The organism is Gordonia sp. (in: high G+C Gram-positive bacteria), assembly GCF_012515855.1.
Classification (GTDB): domain Bacteria; phylum Actinomycetota; class Actinomycetes; order Mycobacteriales; family Mycobacteriaceae; genus Gordonia.
On sequence record NZ_JAAYXO010000157.1, the window covers coordinates 1 to 21,113 of the forward strand.

20 protein-coding genes are annotated in these 21,113 nt (G+C 68.1%); 11 read left to right on the forward strand and 9 right to left on the reverse strand.

Going from position 1 to position 21,113, the window contains the following annotated elements; translation table 11 throughout:
* The first annotated feature begins 13 nt into the window (after positions 1–13).
* The 4 genes from ispG (at position 14) to GX543_RS11500 (ending at position 4,603) form a co-directional block, all read left to right on the forward strand.
* A complete protein-coding gene (gene ispG, locus GX543_RS11485) occupies positions 14–1,165 on the forward strand; it encodes a flavodoxin-dependent (E)-4-hydroxy-3-methylbut-2-enyl-diphosphate synthase (protein ID WP_290852039.1) in 1,152 nt (383 codons plus the stop codon).
* 19 nt (positions 1,166–1,184) lie between these two features.
* Complete coding sequence (locus tag GX543_RS11490; RefSeq protein ID WP_290852061.1) at positions 1,185–2,021, forward strand: GNAT family N-acetyltransferase; 837 nt, start codon at positions 1,185–1,187, stop codon at positions 2,019–2,021.
* An 86-nt stretch (positions 2,022–2,107) separates the two neighbouring features.
* Complete coding sequence (locus GX543_RS11495) at positions 2,108–3,931, forward strand: penicillin-binding transpeptidase domain-containing protein (RefSeq protein ID WP_290852040.1); 1,824 nt, start codon at positions 2,108–2,110, stop codon at positions 3,929–3,931.
* 90 nt (positions 3,932–4,021) lie between these two features.
* A complete protein-coding gene (locus tag GX543_RS11500; protein ID WP_290852041.1) occupies positions 4,022–4,603 on the forward strand; it encodes a hypothetical protein in 582 nt (193 codons plus the stop codon).
* On the opposite strand, the gene GX543_RS11505 is transcribed toward GX543_RS11500, so the two are convergent.
* From GX543_RS11505 to GX543_RS11515, 3 genes are all read right to left on the reverse strand, one after another.
* Positions 4,600–5,394 carry a heme ABC transporter ATP-binding protein gene (locus GX543_RS11505; protein WP_290852062.1) on the reverse strand — a complete coding sequence of 265 codons (795 nt, stop codon included), beginning with the start codon at positions 5,392–5,394 and terminating at the stop codon, positions 4,600–4,602. The genes GX543_RS11500 and GX543_RS11505 overlap by 4 nt on opposite strands.
* Before the next feature lie 62 nt (positions 5,395–5,456).
* Entirely contained in the window at positions 5,457–6,539 is a 1,083-nt protein-coding gene (locus GX543_RS11510) for an iron ABC transporter permease (protein ID WP_290852042.1), read from the reverse strand.
* Positions 6,532–7,533 carry an ABC transporter substrate-binding protein gene (locus GX543_RS11515; RefSeq protein ID WP_290852043.1) on the reverse strand — a complete coding sequence of 334 codons (1,002 nt, stop codon included), beginning with the start codon at positions 7,531–7,533 and terminating at the stop codon, positions 6,532–6,534. Before GX543_RS11515 ends, GX543_RS11510 begins: the two co-directional genes overlap by 8 nt.
* A 113-nt stretch (positions 7,534–7,646) precedes the next feature.
* On the opposite strand from GX543_RS11515, the gene map reads away from it, so the two are divergent.
* On the forward strand, positions 7,647–8,513 hold the full coding sequence (map, locus tag GX543_RS11520; protein WP_290852044.1) for a type I methionyl aminopeptidase: 867 nt from the start codon (positions 7,647–7,649) through the stop codon (positions 8,511–8,513).
* Here map and GX543_RS11525 read toward each other — a convergent pair whose 3' ends face one another.
* Entirely contained in the window at positions 8,514–9,200 is a 687-nt protein-coding gene (locus tag GX543_RS11525) for a TetR/AcrR family transcriptional regulator (protein WP_290852045.1), read from the reverse strand.
* Positions 9,187–10,143 (reverse strand): NAD(P)/FAD-dependent oxidoreductase, encoded by a 957-nt coding sequence (locus GX543_RS11530; protein ID WP_290852046.1) that lies wholly within the window; start codon positions 10,141–10,143, stop codon positions 9,187–9,189. Before GX543_RS11530 ends, GX543_RS11525 begins: the two co-directional genes overlap by 14 nt.
* Before the next feature lie 140 nt (positions 10,144–10,283).
* Between GX543_RS11530 and GX543_RS11535 the strand changes: the two genes are divergently transcribed.
* A complete protein-coding gene (locus GX543_RS11535; protein ID WP_290852063.1) occupies positions 10,284–11,096 on the forward strand; it encodes an alpha/beta hydrolase in 813 nt (270 codons plus the stop codon).
* Here the strand turns inward: GX543_RS11535 and GX543_RS11540 are convergent.
* Together GX543_RS11540 and GX543_RS11545 are read right to left on the reverse strand one after the other, a co-directional pair.
* Positions 11,093–12,508, reverse strand: coding sequence for a mycothione reductase (locus GX543_RS11540; protein ID WP_290852047.1), 1,416 nt, complete (start codon positions 12,506–12,508; stop codon positions 11,093–11,095). The genes GX543_RS11535 and GX543_RS11540 overlap by 4 nt on opposite strands.
* A complete protein-coding gene (locus GX543_RS11545; RefSeq protein WP_290852048.1) occupies positions 12,505–13,512 on the reverse strand; it encodes an alpha/beta hydrolase in 1,008 nt (335 codons plus the stop codon). The genes GX543_RS11540 and GX543_RS11545 overlap by 4 nt, the downstream gene beginning before the upstream one ends.
* Before the next feature lie 199 nt (positions 13,513–13,711).
* On the opposite strand from GX543_RS11545, the gene mqo reads away from it, so the two are divergent.
* Complete coding sequence (gene mqo / locus GX543_RS11550; RefSeq protein WP_290852064.1) at positions 13,712–15,187, forward strand: malate dehydrogenase (quinone); 1,476 nt, start codon at positions 13,712–13,714, stop codon at positions 15,185–15,187.
* Positions 15,188–15,238: 51 nt separating this feature from the next.
* Complete coding sequence (locus GX543_RS11555; protein ID WP_290852049.1) at positions 15,239–16,885, forward strand: GAF domain-containing sensor histidine kinase; 1,647 nt, start codon at positions 15,239–15,241, stop codon at positions 16,883–16,885.
* 6 nt (positions 16,886–16,891) lie between these two features.
* Here GX543_RS11555 and GX543_RS11560 read toward each other — a convergent pair whose 3' ends face one another.
* On the reverse strand, positions 16,892–17,545 hold the full coding sequence (locus GX543_RS11560; RefSeq protein WP_290852050.1) for a response regulator transcription factor: 654 nt from the start codon (positions 17,543–17,545) through the stop codon (positions 16,892–16,894).
* 100 nt (positions 17,546–17,645) lie between these two features.
* Between GX543_RS11560 and GX543_RS11565 the strand changes: the two genes are divergently transcribed.
* Genes GX543_RS11565 through GX543_RS11575 form a run of 3 tightly spaced genes read left to right on the forward strand, consistent with a single transcriptional unit; the run spans position 17,646 to position 20,347 of the window.
* A complete protein-coding gene (locus GX543_RS11565; protein ID WP_290852051.1) occupies positions 17,646–18,614 on the forward strand; it encodes an acyl-ACP desaturase in 969 nt (322 codons plus the stop codon).
* A gap of 49 nt (positions 18,615–18,663) precedes the next feature.
* The gene (gene cobA, locus GX543_RS11570) at positions 18,664–19,884 is read left to right on the forward strand and encodes a uroporphyrinogen-III C-methyltransferase (RefSeq protein ID WP_290852052.1); all 1,221 of its coding nucleotides are present in this window, start codon (positions 18,664–18,666) and stop codon (positions 19,882–19,884) included.
* A 1-nt stretch (position 19,885) separates the two neighbouring features.
* Positions 19,886–20,347 (forward strand): hypothetical protein, encoded by a 462-nt coding sequence (locus tag GX543_RS11575; protein WP_290852053.1) that lies wholly within the window; start codon positions 19,886–19,888, stop codon positions 20,345–20,347.
* A gap of 10 nt (positions 20,348–20,357) precedes the next feature.
* Here the strand turns inward: GX543_RS11575 and yaaA are convergent, their stop codons facing one another.
* Positions 20,358–21,098: a peroxide stress protein YaaA gene (yaaA, locus tag GX543_RS11580; protein WP_290852054.1), complete on the reverse strand. Its 741-nt coding sequence runs from the start codon at positions 21,096–21,098 to the stop codon at positions 20,358–20,360.
* Positions 21,099–21,113: the final 15 nt, after the last annotated feature.

The following is a 21,113-nucleotide window of genomic DNA, read 5'->3' on the forward strand; positions in this document are numbered from 1 at the left end:
AAGAAGGCGAAACGTGACCAGCCCCATCGGATTGGGCATGCCCGAGGTTCCCGCGGTTCTGGCGCCGCGCCGCAAGACCCGTCAGTTGATGGTCGGTGGGGTCGGTGTCGGCAGTGACCATCCGGTGTCGGTGCAGTCGATGTGCACCACCAAGACACACGACATCAACGCGACGCTCCAGCAGATCGCCGAACTCACCGCATCCGGATGCGACATCGTGCGCGTGGCCTGCCCGCGGCAGGAGGACGCCGAGGCGCTCGCCACCATCGCGAAGAAGAGCAAGATCCCGGTCATCGCCGACATCCACTTCCAGCCGCGCTACATCTTCGCGGCCATCGACGCCGGGTGCGCCGCGGTGCGCGTCAACCCCGGCAACATCAAGGAGTTCGACGGCCGCGTCAAGGAAGTCGCCAAGGCCGCGGGGGATGCGGGCATCCCCATCCGCATCGGCGTCAACGCCGGCTCCCTCGACCCGCGCCTGCTGCAGAAGTACGGCAAGGCCACCCCGGAAGCCCTCGTCGAATCGGCGCTGTGGGAGGCGAGCCTGTTCGAGGAACACGGCTTCGGCGACATCAAGATCTCGGTGAAGCACAACGACCCCGTCGTGATGGTCGAGGCCTACCGTCAGCTCGCGGCCCAGTGCGACTACCCGCTGCACCTCGGCGTCACCGAGGCGGGGCCGGCGTTCCAGGGCACCATCAAGTCGGCCGTCGCGTTCGGCTCGCTGTTGGCCGACGGCATCGGCGACACCATTCGGGTGTCGCTCTCGGCGCCGCCCGCGGAGGAGATCAAGGTCGGCGACGCGATCCTGCAGTCGCTGAACCTGCGTCCCCGCAAGCTCGAGATCGTCTCCTGTCCGTCGTGCGGTCGGGCGCAGGTGGACGTCTACAAACTCGCTGACGAAGTGAGTGCGGGACTCGAAGGCATGGAGATCCCGCTCCGCGTGGCCGTCATGGGCTGCGTCGTCAATGGGCCGGGCGAAGCGCGCGACGCCGATCTCGGGGTGGCCTCCGGCAACGGCAAGGGCCAGATCTTCGTCAAGGGCGAGGTCATCAAGACCGTTCCCGAATCGGAGATCGTTCAGACGCTCATCGCCGAAGCGCTGCGTATCGCGGAGGAATCGGGAGACACTGGAAGCGGCGCTCCGGTCGTGTCCGTGAGCTGATGTAATCCAGGAGGTGACCGTGCTGGGGAAGCTCGGTGACCGCCCGCTCGGCGCAAAAGACGCCGATGCGGTCGGCCGCGCCCTCGATGTCGATCCGGTCGCGTCGTGCATGGTGGCGGCCCGCGTCGAAGCCTACGGGCTCTCCCCGCGATTCCTCGGGGGTGAGCTGTGGACCAACTCGAATCCGGGGTCGTCGCTGGCGTTCTCCGGGGCCAATCTGATGCCGCTGATCGGTGGGCTCGCCGATCTGGACCTCTTCGCCGGGCGCGCCGTCGACGGTCCGCGAGTCTGTTCGTCGGTAGTCGGCTCGGCCGATCTCGTCCTTCCGCTGTGGGACCGCCTGGCCCCCGAATGGGGGCCTCCGCGGGAGATACGTGACGATCAGCCGCTGCTGGCGCTGAACGGTTATCCGACCATCGCGACCGACCCCGCCGTCGGACTCGTGACGATGGCCGACCTGGATGCCTACTTCCCGGCTGCGGTCGAGATGTTCATCGGCGAGGTGGGCGTCGACCCCTGTGCGGGAGACGGCGGGCGGTCGTATCGGCGCCGACTGGCTGCCCTGATTTCCGCCCGACGGGTCTTCGCCCGATTCGAGGGCGAACGCGTGGTCTTCAAAGCCGAGATCGGATCGATGTCGCGCAAAGCGGGACAGATTCAGGGCGTGTGGGTCGATCCGGAATTCCGTGGCCGCGGTCTCGGGGCGGTCGGGACGGCGGCGGTCGCGGCCGCCATCGCCCGCCAGGGGCGCATCGCCAGCCTGTACGTGAACGCCTTCAACACGGCGGCGCGCCGAACGTACGAACAGGTCGGCTTCCGTGAGGTCGGCACCTTCGCGACGGTCCTCATCGACTGACCGGGCTGGATCGACTGATCGGGGCTCGATCGGGTCGCCGCGTGTCACGAGCGCTGCGCGGTGCCCGCGAGATTACGATGGGGCCGATGTCCCGCCGTTCTCGCACTCTTCGCACCCTCCTGGCGTTGCCGTGCACCCTGATGGTTCTGGTGGCGTCGGTGACGGCGTGCGGAGCGCAAGACGACGGTCCGCGGGATGCGGCTCAGGCCTTCCTGGACGCGTTCGCCGCAGCTGATTTCGCGAGCGCGGCCCGGCAGACCACCGATCCGGATCGGGCCCAGACTCAGTTGGCGACCACGTGGAAGTCGTTGCGGGCCGAGTCGATGTCCGCGTCGCCGGGCCGCGTCGACATCGATCAGGACGTCGCCGAGGTTCCGGTCTCCTACACGTGGGACCTGGGGAGTGGACGCACGTGGCGATACGACTCGACCATCGCGCTCGGCCGAAGCGACAGGGGATGGTCGGTGCGCTGGAAGTCGTCGGCGATTCATCCCAAGCTCGGCGCCGACCAGCATCTGTCCTTGGCGACGACGGATCCGCCGCGCGCCGCGGTCAATGAGTCGGACGGCTCGGAAGTCATGGTCGACGGCACGGTGGTCGCGGTCTCGTTCGACGCCTCCGAGGCCGCGGAAGCGGGGAGCGTCGTCGATTCCGTGCACCGGATGATCGCGGTCCTGGGCCCGCTGATCCCGGGGCTGAACGCACAGGTGATCGCCGAACGCGCGACCGCACAGGACGAGCCGTTGCCGATCGGACGCCTGCAGCCCGGCGACTTCGACCGGCTGCGGGACAGTCTCGCGCTGCCCGGCGTGGTGACCGAGGATCAGGCCGTCCTGGTCCCGCGTGACCCGAATTTCGCTCCCGCCGTGGTCGCCCGGGTCCGCGACGAGGTCGCGGGGGAGCTGACCGGATCCAGCGGGTGGCGCGTCACCGTGCGTAACCCCAACGGACTCGTCGCCGACGTGGTGGCCGACGAACCGGGCAAGCCTGCGCCCGCGGTGCTGATGACGATGTCTCGCACTGTCCAGAACGCCGCGCAGCAGGCGGTGAACTCGGTGCAGGGGAAGCAGGCGATGATCGTCGCGGTCCAGGCGTCGACCGGCAAGATCCTGGCGGTGGCGCAGAATCGCGATGCCGACCGCGACGGGTTGGTGGCGACGTCGGGCCTGTATCCGCCCGGCTCGACGTTCAAGATCGTCACCTCCGCCGCCGCGTTCCACGACGACATGTCGAACCCGGACGCGATCGTCCCGTGCCCGGGTGAGATCCAGATCGGTGAGCGCACCATTCCGAACTACGACGGTTTTGCGCTGGGGCCGGTGCCCCTGCGGACCGCGTTCGCACAGTCCTGCAACACCACATTCGCCGACCTGGCCAGCCGGATGGGACCGACGGCGCTGACCCACGCGGCCGCCGCGATGGGGCTCGGCGCCGAGTACGACGTTCCCGGCCTCGATGTGAAGTCCGGATCGGTTCCGGTGGAGCCGCAGCTCGTCGCGCGCAGTGAGGACGGATTCGGGCAGGGGCGGGTGCTGGCGAGCCCGCTCGGGATGGCGTTGGTGGCGGCCGCCGCCGCATCGGGCAGAGCGCAGGTTCCGACCCTGATCTACGGCCGCGAGACCGAGGTGAACGGGCCCCGCGCGTCGCTCGCCGAGAACGTCTACCAGCAGCTGCGACCGATGATGCGGGCCGTTGTCACCGAGGGCACCGCGACCTCGATCGCCGGAGCGGGCGAGGTGTACGGAAAGACCGGGGAAGCGGAGGTCGCGGGGGGATCGCACGCCTGGTTCACCGGCTACCGCGGCGACATCGCCTTCGCGACACTCATCGTTCTCGGTGGGGACTCCACCAACTCGGTGAATCTGACCAGGGACTTCCTCGGCGCCGTCCCCGGCGATTACCGTCCGTAGAACAGCGCACGAGAGCGTCGTCCGATCGACGGACGAAACGGGCATTTTGTGTCACCCTGAAGTGACTTGAGTCACGAAAGGTGGCAAGTCATGAGCAATCCGAACGCAGGTCCGAACTTTCCGCAGGGACCAGGACCGAACCCCGGCGCCCAGAACCCCGGGTACGGCCAGAGTCCCGGGTATGGCCAGAACCCCGGATACGGCCAGCCGTTTGCCGGTGCGCCGCCGACCGCGGCATCGAACAGGGCCGTTCCGCTGCTGTGGGTGATCGTCGGGACCGCGGTCGTCGTGATCGTCGCAGCGATCCTCCCGTGGGTGAACGTCGGTGAGGAGACCAAGATGGGAACCGCCGGCGACGGAGTCTTCACCTTGATCCTGGGCCTCATTGCGGGCGGCATCGCGGTGGCAGCGATCGTGGTGAAGCGACAGCAGCAGAGGCTGCCGTTCATCGCCGCGGTCGTCACCATCGTCGTCGGTGTCCTGGTGACCTTGATCGGGATCGTGGACATACTCGACGTACAGAGTCGCAACAACGATCGCGGCGCGTTGGCGGAGGCGCTGGGCGTGGAGCTCGGCGTCGGCGTCGGGCTCTGGCTGACGCTGGTCGGCGGCCTGGTGCTGCTGGTGCTCGGAGTGCTGGCAGTCGTCGCGAGCCGGAAGCCGACTAGTTAGCGCACCGGCGTGATGATGCGTTCGCCGGTCTCGGGATGGTCCCAGACCACCACGGGGTGGTCGTAGGTGGTGCTGAGGAGTTCGGCCGTCATCACCTCGTCGACCGTTCCGGTCTCCAGAAGCCGGCCGGCCTTCATCACGGCGACGCGGTCGGCGTAGGCCGCAGTCAGCGACAGATCGTGCACCACGAGCACGATGGTCGCGCCCGCGGCCGCGCGTCGTCGCAGGATCGACAGCACCTGCTCGGTGTGGCCGATGTCGAGAGCTGCGGTGGGCTCGTCGAGCATGATGACCGGGGAGTCCTGCGCCATCGCCCGCGCCAGTGAGACACGAGCCTGTTGGCCGCCGGAGAGCTGTGAGAAGGGGCGCTCCACCAGATCCTCGAGATCGCACTCGGCGATCGCGGCGTCGATGATCTCCTCGGATCGCAAAGCTTCCGGCGTGCGCGTCCAGGGGAACCGGCCCATCTCGACCACTTCGCGTACCGGGAACGGGGTGTCGCCGCGGTTCTGCTGGGTGACGAGGGAGCGGGCCCGAGCCAGGGCCATGCTGTCGGTCCGGTGGACGTCGAGGTCGCCGATGCGGACGCTCCCGCTCACCGGCGCGCGCACCCCCGACAGCACCGACAGCAGCGTCGACTTGCCGCAACCGTTCGGGCCGACGAGAGCGAGGATCTCGCCGGGATTCGCGACGATGTCGATGTCGTGGAGGATGGTTCGCCTGCCGATGCGGGCGGTGATGTTCTCGGCGATCAGCGGGTGCTCGGCCCGCACCGCGAGGTCTGCGTTCATCGTCACCCGCTTCTCCGTCACCCGCTTCTCCGTCACCCGCTTCTCCGTCACCCGCTTCTCCATCACCACCGTGCCGCCGCATTCCGCTGTCGCAGCAGGAGGAAGAAGATCGGTCCGCCGATCAGCGACGTCAGCATGCCCAGCGGCAGCTCGCCGCCGGTCAGAGAGCGTGCGCCGAGATCGGCTGCGGCGATCACCAAGGCGCCGCCGAGTGCACTCGCGGGCAGCAGGACCGCGTGTTTCGGCCCGACCAGCAGTCGCATCACGTGCGGGACGATCAAGCCGACGAACATCACGATGCCGGTGAACGCCACACCCGCCGCGGTCAGCATGGCGACCAGCACGATCACCTGTCGGCGGACCACTTCGACATTCACGCCGAGGGACGCGGCCTGGACCTCCCCGAGAGCCAGGAGATCGAGCTTGCGGACCAGGAGCATCCCGCCCGCCACGCCGGCGATGGCGAGGGGCGCGACGATCTTGACCTGGGTCCACGAGACATTGCCCGCCAGCGACCCGAGTTGCCAGAAGACGATCTGCTCGCGTGCCGCGGTCGAGGCGATGTAGGTGAGGTAGGCGATGATGCCCAGGCAGAAGGCGTTGACCGCGATGCCGGTGAGCACCAGCATGATGGTCGACGACGCGCCGTCGCGGATCGACAGGACGTAGACGCCCGCGGTGGTGATCAGCCCGAACAGTGCCGCGGCCCCGGCGATCGCCCAGCCGTTGGTTCCGGTGCCACCGATGACGATCACCAGGCACGCACCCACCGCGGCGCCCGAGGAGACGCCGATGATGCCGGGCTCGGCGAGTGGATTGGCGAGGACACCCTGCAGCAGACAACCCGCCGTGCCCAGCGCGACGCCGACCAGCAGGCCGAGCAGGATGCGCGGGAATCGTGAGACCCACAGGGCGTTCTCACCCTGCGGATGCGAGGGGAGCGGGCCGATCTCCAGGTGCCAGTGGTGGGCGATGGACCCGAGCACTTCCAACGGCGGGATGTGCACCTGTCCGGTGCCCGCGGAGATCACGACCACCACGCCGAGAAGAATCAGCGTGCCGAGGATCGACCAGAGGGCTTTGCCGCGGAAGATCGATCGGGTCGACGCGGCGCGGTGGCGCAGCATCGCTGTGCGATCAGGCATAGATCGACGTTGCAAGAGCACTGAGCACCAGACCTGTGTCGGGACCGAACATGAGGATCTGCGTCTCGTCCATGGCGACGACCCGGCCGTTCCGGCCGGCGTCGGTGTCGGCGATCGCAGGAATTTTCAGGACCTCGTCCAAACCGCCGACCGACTCGGCGCCCTGGGTCATCACCAGCAGGACCTCCGGGTTCGCGCGGATCATCGACTCGGCGCTGACTTGAGTGAAGGCGGCGTCCAGCCCGGCTTTGGTACCGGCATCGGTGCCGCCCAGCGCGGTGATCAGATCATCCGCACCAGAACCCGGGCCAGCCAGCAGAATCAGGTGTTCGCCGCGGATGTAGAGGAAACCGATGGTCGGGTCACCCGACGGGTCGGGCACCTGCTTGCGGGCGTCGGCCACCTGCTTCTCGGTGCGCTGCACCAGCTTTCGGCCTGCGTCGGGGACCTCGAGGGCCTTGGCGACGTCGGTGATGAGTGCCGAGTTGCCCGCGATAGACCGCTTGCCGGTGAACACTGCGACGGTGATTCCCGCCGCGCGGAGTTGGTCGACGGCCCCGGCGGGCGTCGCATCTTCGGTCAGCAGGACGATCGACGGGTTCTGCGCGAGCACGCGCTCGGCGTTGATCGCATGTCCCCGCTCGGTGACATACGGAAGCTGGGCGGCCGACGGGAAGGTCGTCGAGCGGTCGCGCCCGACGACGTGCGGGCCGAGGCCCAGGGCGAAGACGATGCTGCCGAGCGTTCCGTTGCGGTCGAGCGCGATGATTCGGTCGGCGCGCGGGCCGGGGACCAGCCCGGGAGCGACCGGCACGATGTCGGCGGTCGGCAGTTTCGCAACGGTCGGACCGGATTTCAAAACCGCGTTCGCCGCGGACGCCGAGGCCCCGGTGTCGATGGGCACGGTGGTGCATCCGGTGAGAACCAAAGCGGACGCGAGGACGAGAGCCCAGACAGCGGCGACCGACACCGCGGATCGTCGGGCAATCGTCACCTGTCTCCGCCTTCGTCTTCCTCAAAGTTTCAGTTAGGCACACCTTACTGGTCGTCGGCCCGTGGATGCACATCGGTGCGGCACGAATAACAGTGAGCCGTAGAATCGGAGGCATGACAGTTCGTGAACCGTTGGTCCCCGGCGTCGTTTCGCCGACTCTTCCCGTCCCCGACGCCATCGAGCGACCGGAGTACGCGTGGAAAGACACCGTCAACGAAGGCCGCGAGCCCTGGGTGCAGACCCCGGAGACCATCGAGAAGATGCGGGTGGCGGGCAAGATCGCCGCGAACGCCCTGGCCGAGGCCGGTCGTGCGGTCGCTCCCGGTGTCACCACCGATCAGCTCGATCGCATCGCCCACGAGTACATGATCGATCACGGCGCGTACCCGTCGACGCTGGGCTACAAGGGATTTCCGAAGTCGTGCTGCACCTCGCTCAACGAGGTGATCTGCCACGGCATCCCGGATTCGACGGTGATCCAGGACGGCGACATCGTCAACATCGACGTGACGGCCTACATCGACGGAGTCCATGGCGACACCAATGCGACGTTCCTCGCGGGCGATGTCTCGCAGGAGGCACGGGACCTGGTGGAACGCACCCGCATCGCCACCGAGCGCGCCATCAAGGCGGTCAAGCCGGGACGCGAGCTCAATGTGGTCGGCCGGGTGATCGAGGCGTACGCCAACAGGTTCGGTTACACGGTGGTGCGCGACTTCACCGGCCACGGCATCGGTGAGACCTTTCACAACGGTCTCATCGTCCTGCACTACGACCAGCCGACCGTCGACACCGTCCTGGAGCCCGGCATGGTGTTCACGATCGAGCCGATGATCAACCTCGGCGGGCTGCCGTGGGAGATGTGGGACGACGATTGGACGATCGTCACGGTCGACCGCAAGTGGACCGCCCAGTTCGAGCACACCCTGGTGGTCACCGACTCCGGCGCCGAGATCCTCACGCTGCCCGACGCCGTCTGATCAGGGTTCTGCCAGCAGCAGACGACACCACGTATCGGCGAGTCGCTCCCGGAACTTCTCGGGAGGCCATCCGCGATGCTCCACCAGCAGCACCCAGTACTCGGTTCCGTTCATGCTCCAGATGAGGTCCGCGGCGGTGTCGTCGTCGATGTCCGCGCGCATCTGACCGGTGCCGCGCAGGTCGGCGGCGAACCGTCGCATATTGGCGGCCCGGCGACGGGAGATCTCCTCCCAGAGCGCCGAACTCTGCTCGTCGGTGCGGGCGGCGTCGGCGAGCGCGGTGTAGATCGGCGCGAGGCGCTGCTGAATCTCGGTGATCGCCGCGGCGTAGATCTCGAGCTTCTCGCGGCCTGAAGAGGCGTCTGCGATGCGTCGCACATAGTCGCGCTGATCGGCGGGCACCGCCTCCGGCAGTCCCGAGAGCGCGGATTCGATCACCACTCGGAGTACCTCGGGCTTCTTGCCGACCGAGCGATAGACGGTGTCGATGTTGACGCCCGCTCGATCGGCGATCTTCCGCACGGTCGTGTTGGTGAAGCCCTCGGTGATCACCAGGTCGCGGGCGGCCGCGACGATCGCGGCCCGCGTCTCGGCGGCTTGCGAGGCGCGCAGCGGAGACCGATAGGCCCGGGTGGTGGCCTTGTCGCCCGCTGCGCCGGGACGGGGCCCTGCGTCAGGAACGTCCATCGGGTCCAGGGGAGTCTGGTCCAGAGGAGCCTTCCGCCAGTCGGTCGGCGAGCAGCGGTGGCGCCGGTCGATATCCGGTGGCCCACAGGGCGGCGTCCACGTCGATCAAGCCTCCGTCAGCGATCCGAGGGACGCCGTCGACGGCGCCGTCGAAGCGCGACACGCGGCGGACGCCGTGCCTCTCGAGGTCTGTGGCGCTGATGCCGATGAGGGGCGCGCCCGAGCCGATGGCTTTCGGTGCGGCCTTCCGACCCATCGGTGTTCTGCGCGTCAGCACCTGGTGAAGAAATGCGAACCAGAGGCCGCCGGCAATGGCCAGGGCGGGTGCCGGAATGCTGGGCGTCGGTCGACCCGCCACGGTGACGGTGCGACCGGCGCGGGCCAGTTCGACGGCGAGTTGCAGACCGGAAGCGCCGCAACCCACGACCAGGACTCGGTCGCCCGGCAGGTCGTCGGGTCGGTGGTAGTCGTCGGTGTGGAGTTGGGCTATTCGACTGTCGAGTGCGGTGGCGTCGGCGGGCACCGTCGGCGCGGTGTGTCCTCCGGTGGCCACGACCAGGCACCTGCTGCGCCGGACTCGGGGGCCGGAGGAGGTCGCGGTGTGGACGGTGAAGCCGCCCGCCGGGTCGGGTGAGGCCGACGTGACGGTCTCCCCGTAGGACGCCGGGAAGTCGATGTGTTCGGCGTACGCGTCGAGGTAGTCGGCGAACTCCCCGGCGCTGGGTCGGTAGCGCGAGGCGCCGGGAAACGGCAATCCGGGGAGGCCGTCGTACCGGCTCGGGGTGAACAGTCGCAGCGAGTCCCAGCGACGACGCCATACGTCGCCGGGAGCGGAGTTCGCCTCCACCGCGCGATGGTCGATGTGCCGTGCCCGGAGGCGGTTACTCAGCGATAGTCCGCACTGGCCGGCTCCGATGATGAGGACGTCCGTATCGTTCGACATGGCGACTCCCAAATTGATCCGAATTGGATTCGTATCAATTGTAGATCCGCTGTCCGGGGGTGGGCAAGGGTGATGCCCGCGACGAAATGGGGTACTCGGCCAGGCGCACGTTCTAGGCTGGCTGGGTGACGACCTCGCAGCTGACGGTAGAACATGACGGACTGACCTTCGAGGTCGAGGAGAGTGGCCCGGCCCGTGGTCCGTGGGTGGTGCTTCTCCACGGATTCCCGGTGAACTCGCAGTGCTACGACGCGGTGATTCCGCGCGTCCACGAGGCCGGTCTCCGAACGCTGCGGATCAATCAGCGCGGATACAGCCCGGGAGCGCGTCCGACCGAGGTCGACGACTACCGGCTCGACAAACTGGTGGCCGACGTCATCGGCATCCTCGACCACCTGAACATCTCGTACTCGATGATCGTCGGTCACGACTGGGGAGGGATCGTCGCCTGGAAGCTGGCCGCTCTGTACCCCGATCGGTTCACCGGCCTGGTCGCCGTCAGTACCGGACACCCCTCCGCCATGCGGGCGGCCCTCGAAGCGGGGTCGGACCAGCGCGAACGATCGGCCTACATCAAGAGCTTCATCGCCGACGACGCCGAAGAGAAGCTCGCCGCGCGCAACGGGATCCTGCTGCGCCGCGCAGGAGTGAGCGCCGAGGAACTGAAGCCGATCCTGGCGCCGGGCGCGCTGACCGGACCGCTCAACTGGTACCGAGCGAACTTCACCGGGAACATCGCGGAGAGCCTGGCGTGCCCGCCCGTCGAGATCCCCACCACGATGCTGTGGAGCGACGGCGACGCCGCACTCGGCCGCGAGCAGGCCGAGTTCAGCGGTCGCTTCGTCTACTCGGACTTCCGTTTCTCGGTGCTGACCGACGTCGACCACTGGATCCCCGAGAACGCTCCGGCAGCTCTGGCGACCGAGATCTCACTGCGCTCGTCGCGGTTCTAGTCGAACTCGAGCCCCAGCAGCGCATTCTCCAGGACCTCCGGCATGGCCGGGTGAATCCAGTACTGGCCCCGGGCGAGGTCCTTGGCGCTCTGTCCGAAGCTCATCGCCTGGATGATCGGCTGGATCACCGTCGACGCCTGCGGCCCGATCAGGTGAGCGCCGAGGATCTCGCCGGTGGCGCGGTCGGCGATCAGCTTGCAGAAGCCGGTGGTGTCCTCCATGGCCCAGCCGTAGGCCACGTCGCCGTAGTTCTGAACCTTGACGGTGATGTCGCGGCCGGTCGCGCGGGCCTGGGCCTCGGTGAGGCCGACCGCGGCGATCTGCGGGGCGGTGAAGACGGCGAAGGGCACGTAGCGGTGATCGAACGACTCCAGATCGTCGGCCGACCAGCCGCGCAGGAGGTTGGCCTGGACCACGCGCTGCTCATGGTTGGCGACGTGCTTGAGCTGATACGGCGAGCTCACGTCGCCGAGCGCCCAGACGTTCGGCGCCGACGTGCGGCCGTGCTCGTCCACCGGGACGCGGCCGTCGTCGAGCAGTGCGACGTCGATCGACGCCAGGTTCAGCAGGTCTCCGCTCGGTGTGCGGCCGGTCGCGACGAGAACGACGTCGGCGTCGACCGGATCGGCGTCGGCGAACTCGAGCTGGACGCTGCCGTCGGCCTGCGTGGTGGCACCGGTCATGGCGGCGTTCAGCACGACGTTCCACTGCTCGCCCGCGACCTGGGTGAAGCGTTCGCTGATCTCGTCGTCGAGCGCACGCAGGAGTCGGCCACTGCGCGCGATGATCGTGACCTCGACCCCGAGCGCCGCGAAGACGTGCGCGAACTCGGCGGCGATGTATCCGCTGCCGACGATCGCCATCCGCTTCGGCAGCGCGGGCAGTCGCATCACGTCGTTGTTGGTGTAGTAGCGGGTGCCGGACTCGGCGATCACCTGGGGAACGTCCGAACGCGAACCCGCGGCGATGACGACCTCGGTCGCGAGGACCTCGTCACCCGCGTCGGTGATCAGTCGGTAGCGCCCGGTCGACTCGTCACGTCCCTCGAACCGCACGTGGCTCGAGTAGACGGTGATGTTGTCGCAGCGGTCGACGCGATACTCCTTGCCGCCTGCGGAGATCGGGTCGATGCGGCCGAAGACCCGGTCGACGATGGCCGGCCAGTCGACGCCGTTGACGGAGGCGTCGACACCGTAGCGGGACGCTGAGCGGGCGGCCGCCGCGACATCGGCGGCGTACACGAACATCTTCGTCGGGATGCAGCCGACGTTGAGGCAGGTGCCGCCGTACACGCCCTCCTCGAAGATCGCGATGGTGGTGGACTCGAAGCGCTCGTCGGGGATCGAGTTTCCGCTGCCGGAGCCGATGATCGCGAGATCGACCTGCTGAGTGGTCACGGGATGGATCGTCATCGGGCTGCTCCTTCGCCGAACGTGCTGGTGAGCCAGGTCTGGACTTCGTCGTAGGCGACGCGTCGGGGCGCGTCGAGGGAAAGGAAGACGTCGTGGCGGGCGCCCGGCACGGCGACGGCGTGCACGCGGGTGCCGATGGCCCCGGACCACTGCGCGATCTGCTTGACGTCGAGCACACAGTCGGCGGTGTCGACCTCGGGGCGATAACTGCCTGCGAAGTGCGTGTGATCGGACCGCAGGACCAGGGCGGGGACGCCGATGTCGAGGCCGCGATGCAGGCGATGCTGCCCGGCGCGGACGGCCGCCAGCCAACCGAAGGTGATGGGGAAACCGCTCAGCGGCTTGCAGCGGACGTCGTACGTCCACTCTCCGTTGCGATCGACGTGGAGGCTGTCCCCGTAGGCGCTCGAGAGAGCGCGGGGGAGGACCGACTTCGCCCGCACCCGGCCGATTCCCTTGATGACAGTGTTGACGGCGCCGGTGCGGAGGATCGCTTCGCCCTGGAGGTCGAACCAGGGACTGTTGAGCAACAGGCCCTGGACGCGCCGGTGACGTTCGACGTCGGACGAGCGGAGACGGTCCAGCCACAGCGGCGTGATGAGGCCGCCGGTGGAGTGTGCTGCCACGATCACCCGGCCTGCGGTCTCCTCGGCGATGACGTCGAGCGCCGCGTTCAACTCGTCGTCGTAGAAGCGCAGGTCGGAGGTGTAGTGCGGCTGATGGCCGTCATGGAGCGACCGTCCGCACTTGCGCAGGTCCAGGGCATAGAAGGCGTAGCCGCGAGCGGTGAAGAACGCCGCCAACTCTTCCTGGAAGAAGTAGTCGGTGAAGCCGTGGACGTACAGGACCGCACCGTTCGGCGCGTTGTCGCCTCCCGGTGCCCGCACCAGCGTTGCATCGATCAGACCCTCACCGTCGGGGTCATCGCCCAGGGGAATCGTCAGGACCTGGAATCGGTCGAGGAACTCATCGGGTCGCCACTCGCGACGCTTGACGCTACTCACGCGCTCCACCATAGGTGTTCGACGTATGTACGGTCGGTTCGCCGGGTCGGAGCGAACGCTCGATCAGTGTGACTGCCGGTGTCAGTCATCCCACACTTGTCCGAACCGATGCGGGTCAACGGGCCTCGATGGGGAACAATGGTCCGCGATAGAGGTCTTTAGTGCTCGATAGGTGGAGGAGTTCGACAGCGTGGCCACAGTGATCAAGACAGACGTTGCCCTCGTTGGTGCGGGAATCATGAGCGCGACGCTGGGAGCGCTGCTCCGCCAGCTGGAGCCCACGTGGTCGATCAGCCTGTTCGAGCGCCTCGAAGCCGCAGCAGCCGAGAGCAGCGACCCGTGGAACAACGCGGGTACCGGTCACTCGGCGCTGTGCGAGCTCAACTACACCCCGGCCGACGCCAACGGTGAGATCGAGATCGCCAAGGCGCTCAACATCAACGAGCAGTTCCAGATGTCGCGCCAGTTCTGGTCGTTCGGTGTCGACAAGGGGCTCCTGGGCGCTCCCGACGAGTTCATCAACCCCATCCCGCACGTTGCGTTCTGCCATGGCCAGGACGGCGTCGACTTCCTCCGCAAGCGTCACGCCGCGCTCTCGAGCCAGACGCTGTTCGCCGACATGGAGTTCATCGACGACGACGCCGTGTTCGCCGAGCGTCTCCCGCTGATGGGCGACGGCCGCGACTACTCCGATCCGGTCGCCCTGAACTGGTTCACCGAGGGCACGGACGTCGACTTCGGCGCCCTGACCCAGCAGCTCCTGAACTACGTCGGTCGCGACGCCGACCTCTACTTCGGCCACGAGGTCCGCAACCTCACCAAGCAGTCCGACGGCAGCTGGGTCATGAAGATCCGCAACACCCGGACCGGCGAGAACGTGCGCGTCGAAGCCAAGTTCGTCTTCGTCGGTGCCGGCGGCGGCGCCCTGCACCTGCTGCAGAAGTCGGGCATCGCCGAGGCCAAGGGCTTCGGCGGCTTCCCGGTCAGCGGCGAGTTCTTCCGCTGCACCAACCCCGACGTCATCGAGCAGCACTCGGCCAAGGTCTACGGTCAGGCCGCCGTCGGCGCGCCGCCGATGTCGGTGCCGCACCTGGATACGCGGGTCATCAACGGTGACAAGGGTCTGCTGTTCGGTCCCTACGCCGGTTGGTCGCCCAAGTTCCTGAAGACCGGCGGCATCATGGATCTGCCGAAGTCGGTGAAGCCGGGCAACCTGCTGCCGATGATGTCGATCGCTCCCCAGGAGTTCGGCCTCCTCAAGTACTTGATCTCCGAGCTCGCCGCGAGCCGTGAGGACCGCGTCCGCACCCTGCGCGACTTCGCGCCCCGCGCCGTCGGCGAGGACTGGGAGCTGATCACCGCGGGCCAGCGCGTCCAGGTGATCCGCAAGCACGGCGCCGGCGGCAAGCTGGAGTTCGGCACCGCGGTGGTGGCCGAGGGCGAAGGCACGCTTGCCGGTCTGCTCGGCGCCTCGCCGGGCGCGTCGACCGCCGTGCCCGCCATGATCTCGGTCCTCGAAGCCTGCTTCGGCAACCGCTTCGACGGCTGGAAGAGCAAGCTCACCGAGATGATCCCGTCGTTCGGGCAGAAGCTCAACGACAACCCGGCGCTGTACCAGGAGCTGTGGGACTGGACCAACCGGAGCCTGCAGCTCACCGAGTCCGCCGAGGGGTAGCCGGCCCGGGGGTAGTCTTTCCCGCGTGAGCGAGATTCTCTCGGGGAGACGATGCAGGTGACGCGCAAGCGCGATTTGGCGGGGGTGCATGCCGCCCTCGACGCACTGGCGGAAGCCAGCGTCGGCGACCCGAAGACGATGCGCGACCTCCTCGAGGCGGTGCTGCTGGTCGGCCGCGGTCTGGAACTCGATCAGGCATTGCAGCGCATCGTCGAGGTCGCGGCGGACGCGCTCGACGCCCGGTACTGTGCGCTCGGCGTCCGCGGCCCCGAGTTGAGCCTGCAGGCGTTTGTGCACACCGGCATCTCACCGACGGTGCGCGCCACCATGGGGCCCCTCCCAGTGGGCCGCGGCGTGCTCGGGGAACTCCTGCATCATCCCGAGGTGCTGCGCATCCCCAAGCTGTCCGACCATCCCGCATCCGTGGGCTTCCCGCCGAATCATCCGCCGATGGACACCTTCCTCGGTGCGCCGATCATCGTGCGCGACGAGCTGTTCGGCAGCATCTATCTCACCGAGAAGCAGGGCGCCCCGGAGTTCACCGCGTTGGACGAGAAGATCGTCGCAGTGCTGGCCGTGGCCGCGGGCATCGCGGTCGACAACGCGCGTGCGTTCGAGCGCGCTCAGGCGCGGCTGCGGTGGATGCAGGTGATCGCCGACCGCGGATCCGAACCGCTCGCGGGCACGGAGCTCAAGGACACCCTCGACGGCCTCTGCCGCGACGTGTCGGCCCTGACCGGAGCAGCCGACGTCTTCATCGTCACGGGCAGCCACGTGGTGGGCCACACCGGTGGCGACGTGGTCGCCGAGGATCTGTTCGACGTCGTCGACCCCGAGGGCGAGTGCGCGAGCGGTTCGTTGGTGGTCCGCGAGCTGCAGGCGGGATCGCAGCCCTGGCTGCGGCGAGGCGCGCGCTGGGCGACTCTGCAGCCGCTCCAGTCCGGTCAGGCGACCGCGGCGATCGTGCTGACCGGCGTCGAGCGTCGCTACTGGACCGGCGAAGAGGTGGCGGGTCTGCAGGGGGCGGCACGCGTGGTCTCGCTTGCCCTCGCGTACGCCGACCAGCAGCAGTTGGCCCGTGACATGCAACTCCTGGAGGACCGCCATCGCATCGCGCGCGACCTCCACGACCTGGTGATCCAGCGTCTGTTCGCGGTCGGGATGTCGCTGCAGACCATGCAGGCGGCGCGGGCGGGCGACCAGATTCCGACGATCGACAACGAACGCATGGAACAGGTCATCACCGACCTGGACGGCACCATCGCGCAGATCCGGACCTCGATCTTCGACCTGCAGGGCATGCCGGGCCACGGTGATGCGGTGACCCTGCGCCGACGGGTGCTCGACGTGGTCGCCGAGGTGGCCGCACACGCTCCGATCGTGCCGAGCGTGGCCTTCCTCGGCCCGGTCGACACGCTCATCCCGGACACGCTCGCACCCCACGTGGAAGCGGTGTTGCGCGAGGGCATCTCGAACGCGCTCCGACATTCCCAGGCGGAACGGATCGGTGTGCGGATCGTCGCCGACGACCTCGTGACGGTCGAGATCACCGACGACGGTCGTGGAATCCCGCCGACGGCGGCGCAGTCGGGGCTGGCCAACCTCACTCAGCGGGCCGACGACTGCGACGGCAATTTCACCATCACCAGCAGCAGTACCGCAGGCACCACCCTCACCTGGACCGCGCCGCTGCGGTGAGCGAGGTCAGCGGTCCCGCGAGCGCAGTTCGGTCGCGAGGACGGCGACCTGGGTGCGGCGCTGCATGTCGAGCTTCGACAGAATGCGCGAGACGTAGTTCTTGATGGTCTTCTCAGCGAGGAACATCTGGTCGGCGATCTGCCGGTTGGTCATGCCCTGGCCGATCAACGTGAAGACTTCTTTCTCCTGACCGGTGAGTCGGGCCAGCGGGTCGCTCGGTTCGCCGTCGCGCAGCCGGGCCAGGAGGGCGGCGGTGCTGCGGTCGTCCAGCAGCGAGCCGCCGGCGCCGACCGTGCGGACCGCGGCGATCAAGTTGTGACCCAGGATCTGTTTGAGGACGAATCCCGAGGCACCGGCGAGCACCGCGGCCAACAGGGCGTCGTCGTCGGCGTAGCTGGTCAGCATGAGGCAGTGCACCGCAGGCAGCGCGCTGCGGACCGAACGGCACAGCTCGACGCCGTTGCCGTCGGGGAGGCGGACATCGAGCACCGCGACGTCCGGTTTGGTGGCGTTGATGCCCACCCACGCCTCGTCGACCGTGGCGGCTTCGCCGACCACTTCGAGGTCCTCCGCGGTGCTCAGGAGGTCGCGGAGACCGCGACGGACCAGCTCGTGGTCGTCGACGAGGAAGACGCGGTACTTGCGGGGCGATTCGGCCATGTCCTCAACGCTACAACAGGATTCTTCGCGACTCGCGGCCCAACACCGAAGGGACCTTCGCCCCGTGAAAACGCTGCTCGCGCCGACCAGAGTGAGTGTCATGACCAGTTTGATCGGGAAACCAATGAGCGGCAGCGATCTGCTTCGCGAACTCCTGCCCGTGTGTGAGACCGAAGTCGAGCGGCACATGAAGATGACGCGCGACTGGAATCCGCACGACTACGTGCCGTGGGACGATGGCCGCAACTTCGCCGCGCTCGGCGGCGTCGACTGGGACCCCGAGCAGTCGCAGCTGTCGGAGACGGCGAAGGCCGCGATGATCACGAACCTGCTCACCGAGGACAATCTGCCGTCCTATCACCGCGTCATCGCCGACAACTTCAGCCTCGACGACGCCTGGGGCTACTGGGTGGGGCGGTGGACCGCCGAGGAGATGCGCCACTCGATCGTGATGCGCGACTACCTGGTCGTGACCCGAGGCGTGGACCCGGTGGAGCTGGAACGCACCCGGATGGCGCACATGATCGGCGGATTCGACCCGCTGCCGGCCGACGACGGCCAGCGCGACCACAGCTACGACATGCTGTTCGCCGTCGCCTATGTCTCGTTCCAGGAACTGGCCACCCGCGTCAGCCACCGCAACACCGGCAAAGCCTGCGGCGATCCGATCGCCGATCGGATGCTGCAGCGAGTGGCTGCCGACGAGAACCTGCACATGCTCTTCTACCGGAACGTCGTCGCGGGTGCGCTCGACCTGGTCCCGGATGAGGCGATGGCAGCGATCTACATGATCGTCTCGAACTTCCAGATGCCGGGCGCGACGATGCCGAACTTCCGACGGAACGCCGTGCTGATCGCCAAGGGCGGCATCTACGACCTGCCGCAGCACATGCAGGAGGTCGTGATGCCGGTGCTACGCAAGTGGCGGATCTTCGAGCGCACCGACTTCGGTCCGATCGGCGAGATGTACCGCGAGCAGCTGGCTGCCTTCCTCGAACAGATGGACGTGAAGGTCGCCAAGTTCGAGGCCTCGCGGGCACGCGCGCTGGAGCGCGCAGCCGCCCGCTGACGGGCGTGGTAGTCGGGTCACATTCGCGCGCATACTAGGCTGTCTGCCCATGGCGTACCCCCATTATCTGGCCGGTCTGGAGCTGCGAGGACGACGCGTCGTGGTCGTCGGAGGCGGCAGCGTCGCACAGCGTCGGCTGCCGAATCTCATCGCGTCCGGTGCCGACGTTCACGTGATCGCGATCGACCCGACGCCAACGGTGGAGTCGGAGGTCGCGGTGACGGTCCATCGTCGCGCGTACGCCGACGGCGACCTCGACGGCGCCTGGTACGCGATGGCGTGCACCAACGATCCCGACGTCAATGCGGCGGTGGTCGCGGAGGCCGAACGATCCCGGATCTTCTGCGTGCGCGCCGACGACGCCAAGCAGGGCACCGCGGTGACGCCGGCGTCCGGCGTGCACCGTGACCTGCAGTTCGGTGTGCTGGCGGGCGGCGACCACCGGCGGTCCGGAGCGGTTCGGGCGGCGATCACCGAGGCGCTGGCCGACGGGACGTCGTTGAAGATCGACGACGACCGCAAGCACGCGGCGGGCGTCGCGCTGGTCGGCGGCGGTCCCGGCGACGCCGATCTCATCACGGTGCGCGGGCGCAAGCTGCTCGCGGAGGCGGATGTGGTGGTGGCCGATCGCCTCGCACCGGTTGCGCTGCTCGAAGAACTCCGCCCGCAGGTGGAGATCATCGACGCCGCGAAGGTGCCCTACGGGCGAGCGATGCGCCAGGAACAGATCAACGAGATCCTCGTCGACCGCGCCCGAGCGGGAAAGTTCGTGGTCCGACTCAAGGGCGGCGACCCGTATGTCTACGGGCGCGGTTTCGAGGAACTGCAGGCGTGTGTGGACGCGGGCGTGCCGGTGGTCGTGGTGCCGGGCATCAGCAGCCCGATCGCCGGGCCGGAGCTGGCCGGCATCCCGGTGACCCATCGCGGGGTGACGCACGAGGTGGTGATCGTCTCCGGGCACGTCGGACCCGATCATCCGGACTCGCTCACCAACTGGGAGGCGCTCGCGCAGATGCGCGGGACCATCGTGATCATGATGGCGGTGAAGCGCATCGACGAGTTCGCGACCGCGCTGCTGGCCGGCGGTCGTCCCGGCGACACCCCGGTCGCGTTCATCGAGAACGCCTCCCGCCCGGATCAGCGGCTGCTGCGTACCGACCTCGCGCATGCCGGGCAGACCGCCGTCGACCAGCAGCTCATCGCACCGGCGATCGCGGTGATCGGTCCGGTGGCCGGATTCACCGACGCCGACCGCGCCTTGGGGTTCTGACATGGCGGCACGTGTCGTGGCCACGGTGGCCGGCCTCCTGCTGCTCGCCGCGGCGATCGGCGCCTGGTGGCTGCACCCGGTGATCCCCGCGGTTCTCGTCGGACTCGCGGTGATCGTGATGTCGGGATGGCAGATCTATCGGCGTCGCGCAGGCATCCCGCCGCTGCCCGCCAGCGGCATGACGACGATTGTCGTCCCGCTGACCTTCGGGGCGCTCGCGGTGGTCGCGCTCAACGGCTGGATCTACCGCATCTCCGCGGACGCAGGCGCCGAGAACGGCGAACTGCAGATGGTGATCGGCCTCGTCACCGGCGTCGTCGGCATGGCCGCCGCGTACGGGTACGGACGACTCCGCGCGCAGAAGGCGCAGCTCGATGAGGTCGTCGAGGCCCGGATCGTCGACGATCGCAGCAAGCGCGACGACGTCGACGACGAGCAGTGGTTCTTCCCCCAGGCCAAGTGATTCTGTCGGTTCACTCCGTGATGACGGTGATCTCGAGGGGAGAGGTGATCTCGACGCGCTGCCCGGCATCGGAGAGCACGGCGGCGAGGGCGTTCACGTCGCGCACGGTGCGGCGGGTCCGCACGAGTTCGTGCGCCATCAGCCCCTTGTAGTGCTTGTTGAAGTGGCTGACGATCTTGCGTGATCCGTCCGACGCCTCGGTGACGACGGTGGCCGTCACGGCACCGTCCACGGGCCCGAGTTTCTGGTAGACGCCCGAGCGGAGGTCGACGACGAAATCGTCGAGCCGGTCGAGGGCGGGGGAGAGCGCGGGCTTCCACAGGGAGCCGAGCGTCCCGAAGCCGGGCAACTTGGACCCGCCCGAGAGTCGATAGGCGGGGATCAGATCGTTGGCGGCGACCACGCCGAACAGCGCGGAACCGATCGCCAGGCGGTCGCCGGCCTTGGTCTTGGACGCACGCGTCATGCCCGGGTAGTCGAGGGCGTCGTACAGCACGCCGGTGTAGCGAGTGATCGCGGTGCGGGTTGGCGACTCCCAGAGGTCGGCGTTGCGCTCGATCTCGGCGACGGCAGAGGCGCCGAGTCCCAGCGCCTCCCGGGAGGCGTCGAGGTCGGAGGCGAGTTCCACGAGGGCGTCGGCCAGCTTGCGTCGAATCGGAGTCAGCTCGGGGAGGGAGAGCGAGTCGAGGTTCAGCGGTGCGGCCTTGCCGCCGTCAGATTTGGTCTCCGAAGGAGGAAGGATCACGAGCACGCGACCACCCTAACC

What these genes read in the sequence shown, in the direction of transcription:
- GX543_RS11495 (WP_290852040.1), top strand. Translation starts at nt 2,108, where the DNA reads ATGTCCCGCCGTTCTCGCACTCTTCGCACCCTCCTGGCGTTGCCGTGC.
- GX543_RS11500 (WP_290852041.1), top strand. Translation starts at nt 4,022, where the DNA reads ATGAGCAATCCGAACGCAGGTCCGAACTTTCCGCAGGGACCAGGACCG.
- GX543_RS11505 (WP_290852062.1), bottom strand. Translation starts at nt 5,394, where the DNA reads ATGAACGCAGACCTCGCGGTGCGGGCCGAGCACCCGCTGATCGCCGAG.
- GX543_RS11510 (WP_290852042.1), bottom strand. Translation starts at nt 6,539, where the DNA reads ATGCCTGATCGCACAGCGATGCTGCGCCACCGCGCCGCGTCGACCCGA.
- map (WP_290852044.1), top strand. Translation starts at nt 7,647, where the DNA reads ATGACAGTTCGTGAACCGTTGGTCCCCGGCGTCGTTTCGCCGACTCTT.
- GX543_RS11525 (WP_290852045.1), bottom strand. Translation starts at nt 9,200, where the DNA reads ATGGACGTTCCTGACGCAGGGCCCCGTCCCGGCGCAGCGGGCGACAAG.
- GX543_RS11530 (WP_290852046.1), bottom strand. Translation starts at nt 10,143, where the DNA reads ATGTCGAACGATACGGACGTCCTCATCATCGGAGCCGGCCAGTGCGGA.
- GX543_RS11540 (WP_290852047.1), bottom strand. Translation starts at nt 12,508, where the DNA reads ATGACGATCCATCCCGTGACCACTCAGCAGGTCGATCTCGCGATCATC.
- GX543_RS11555 (WP_290852049.1), top strand. Translation starts at nt 15,239, where the DNA reads ATGCAGGTGACGCGCAAGCGCGATTTGGCGGGGGTGCATGCCGCCCTC.
- GX543_RS11560 (WP_290852050.1), bottom strand. Translation starts at nt 17,545, where the DNA reads ATGGCCGAATCGCCCCGCAAGTACCGCGTCTTCCTCGTCGACGACCAC.
- GX543_RS11565 (WP_290852051.1), top strand. Translation starts at nt 17,646, where the DNA reads ATGACCAGTTTGATCGGGAAACCAATGAGCGGCAGCGATCTGCTTCGC.
- cobA (WP_290852052.1), top strand. Translation starts at nt 18,664, where the DNA reads ATGGCGTACCCCCATTATCTGGCCGGTCTGGAGCTGCGAGGACGACGC.
- GX543_RS11575 (WP_290852053.1), top strand. Translation starts at nt 19,886, where the DNA reads ATGGCGGCACGTGTCGTGGCCACGGTGGCCGGCCTCCTGCTGCTCGCC.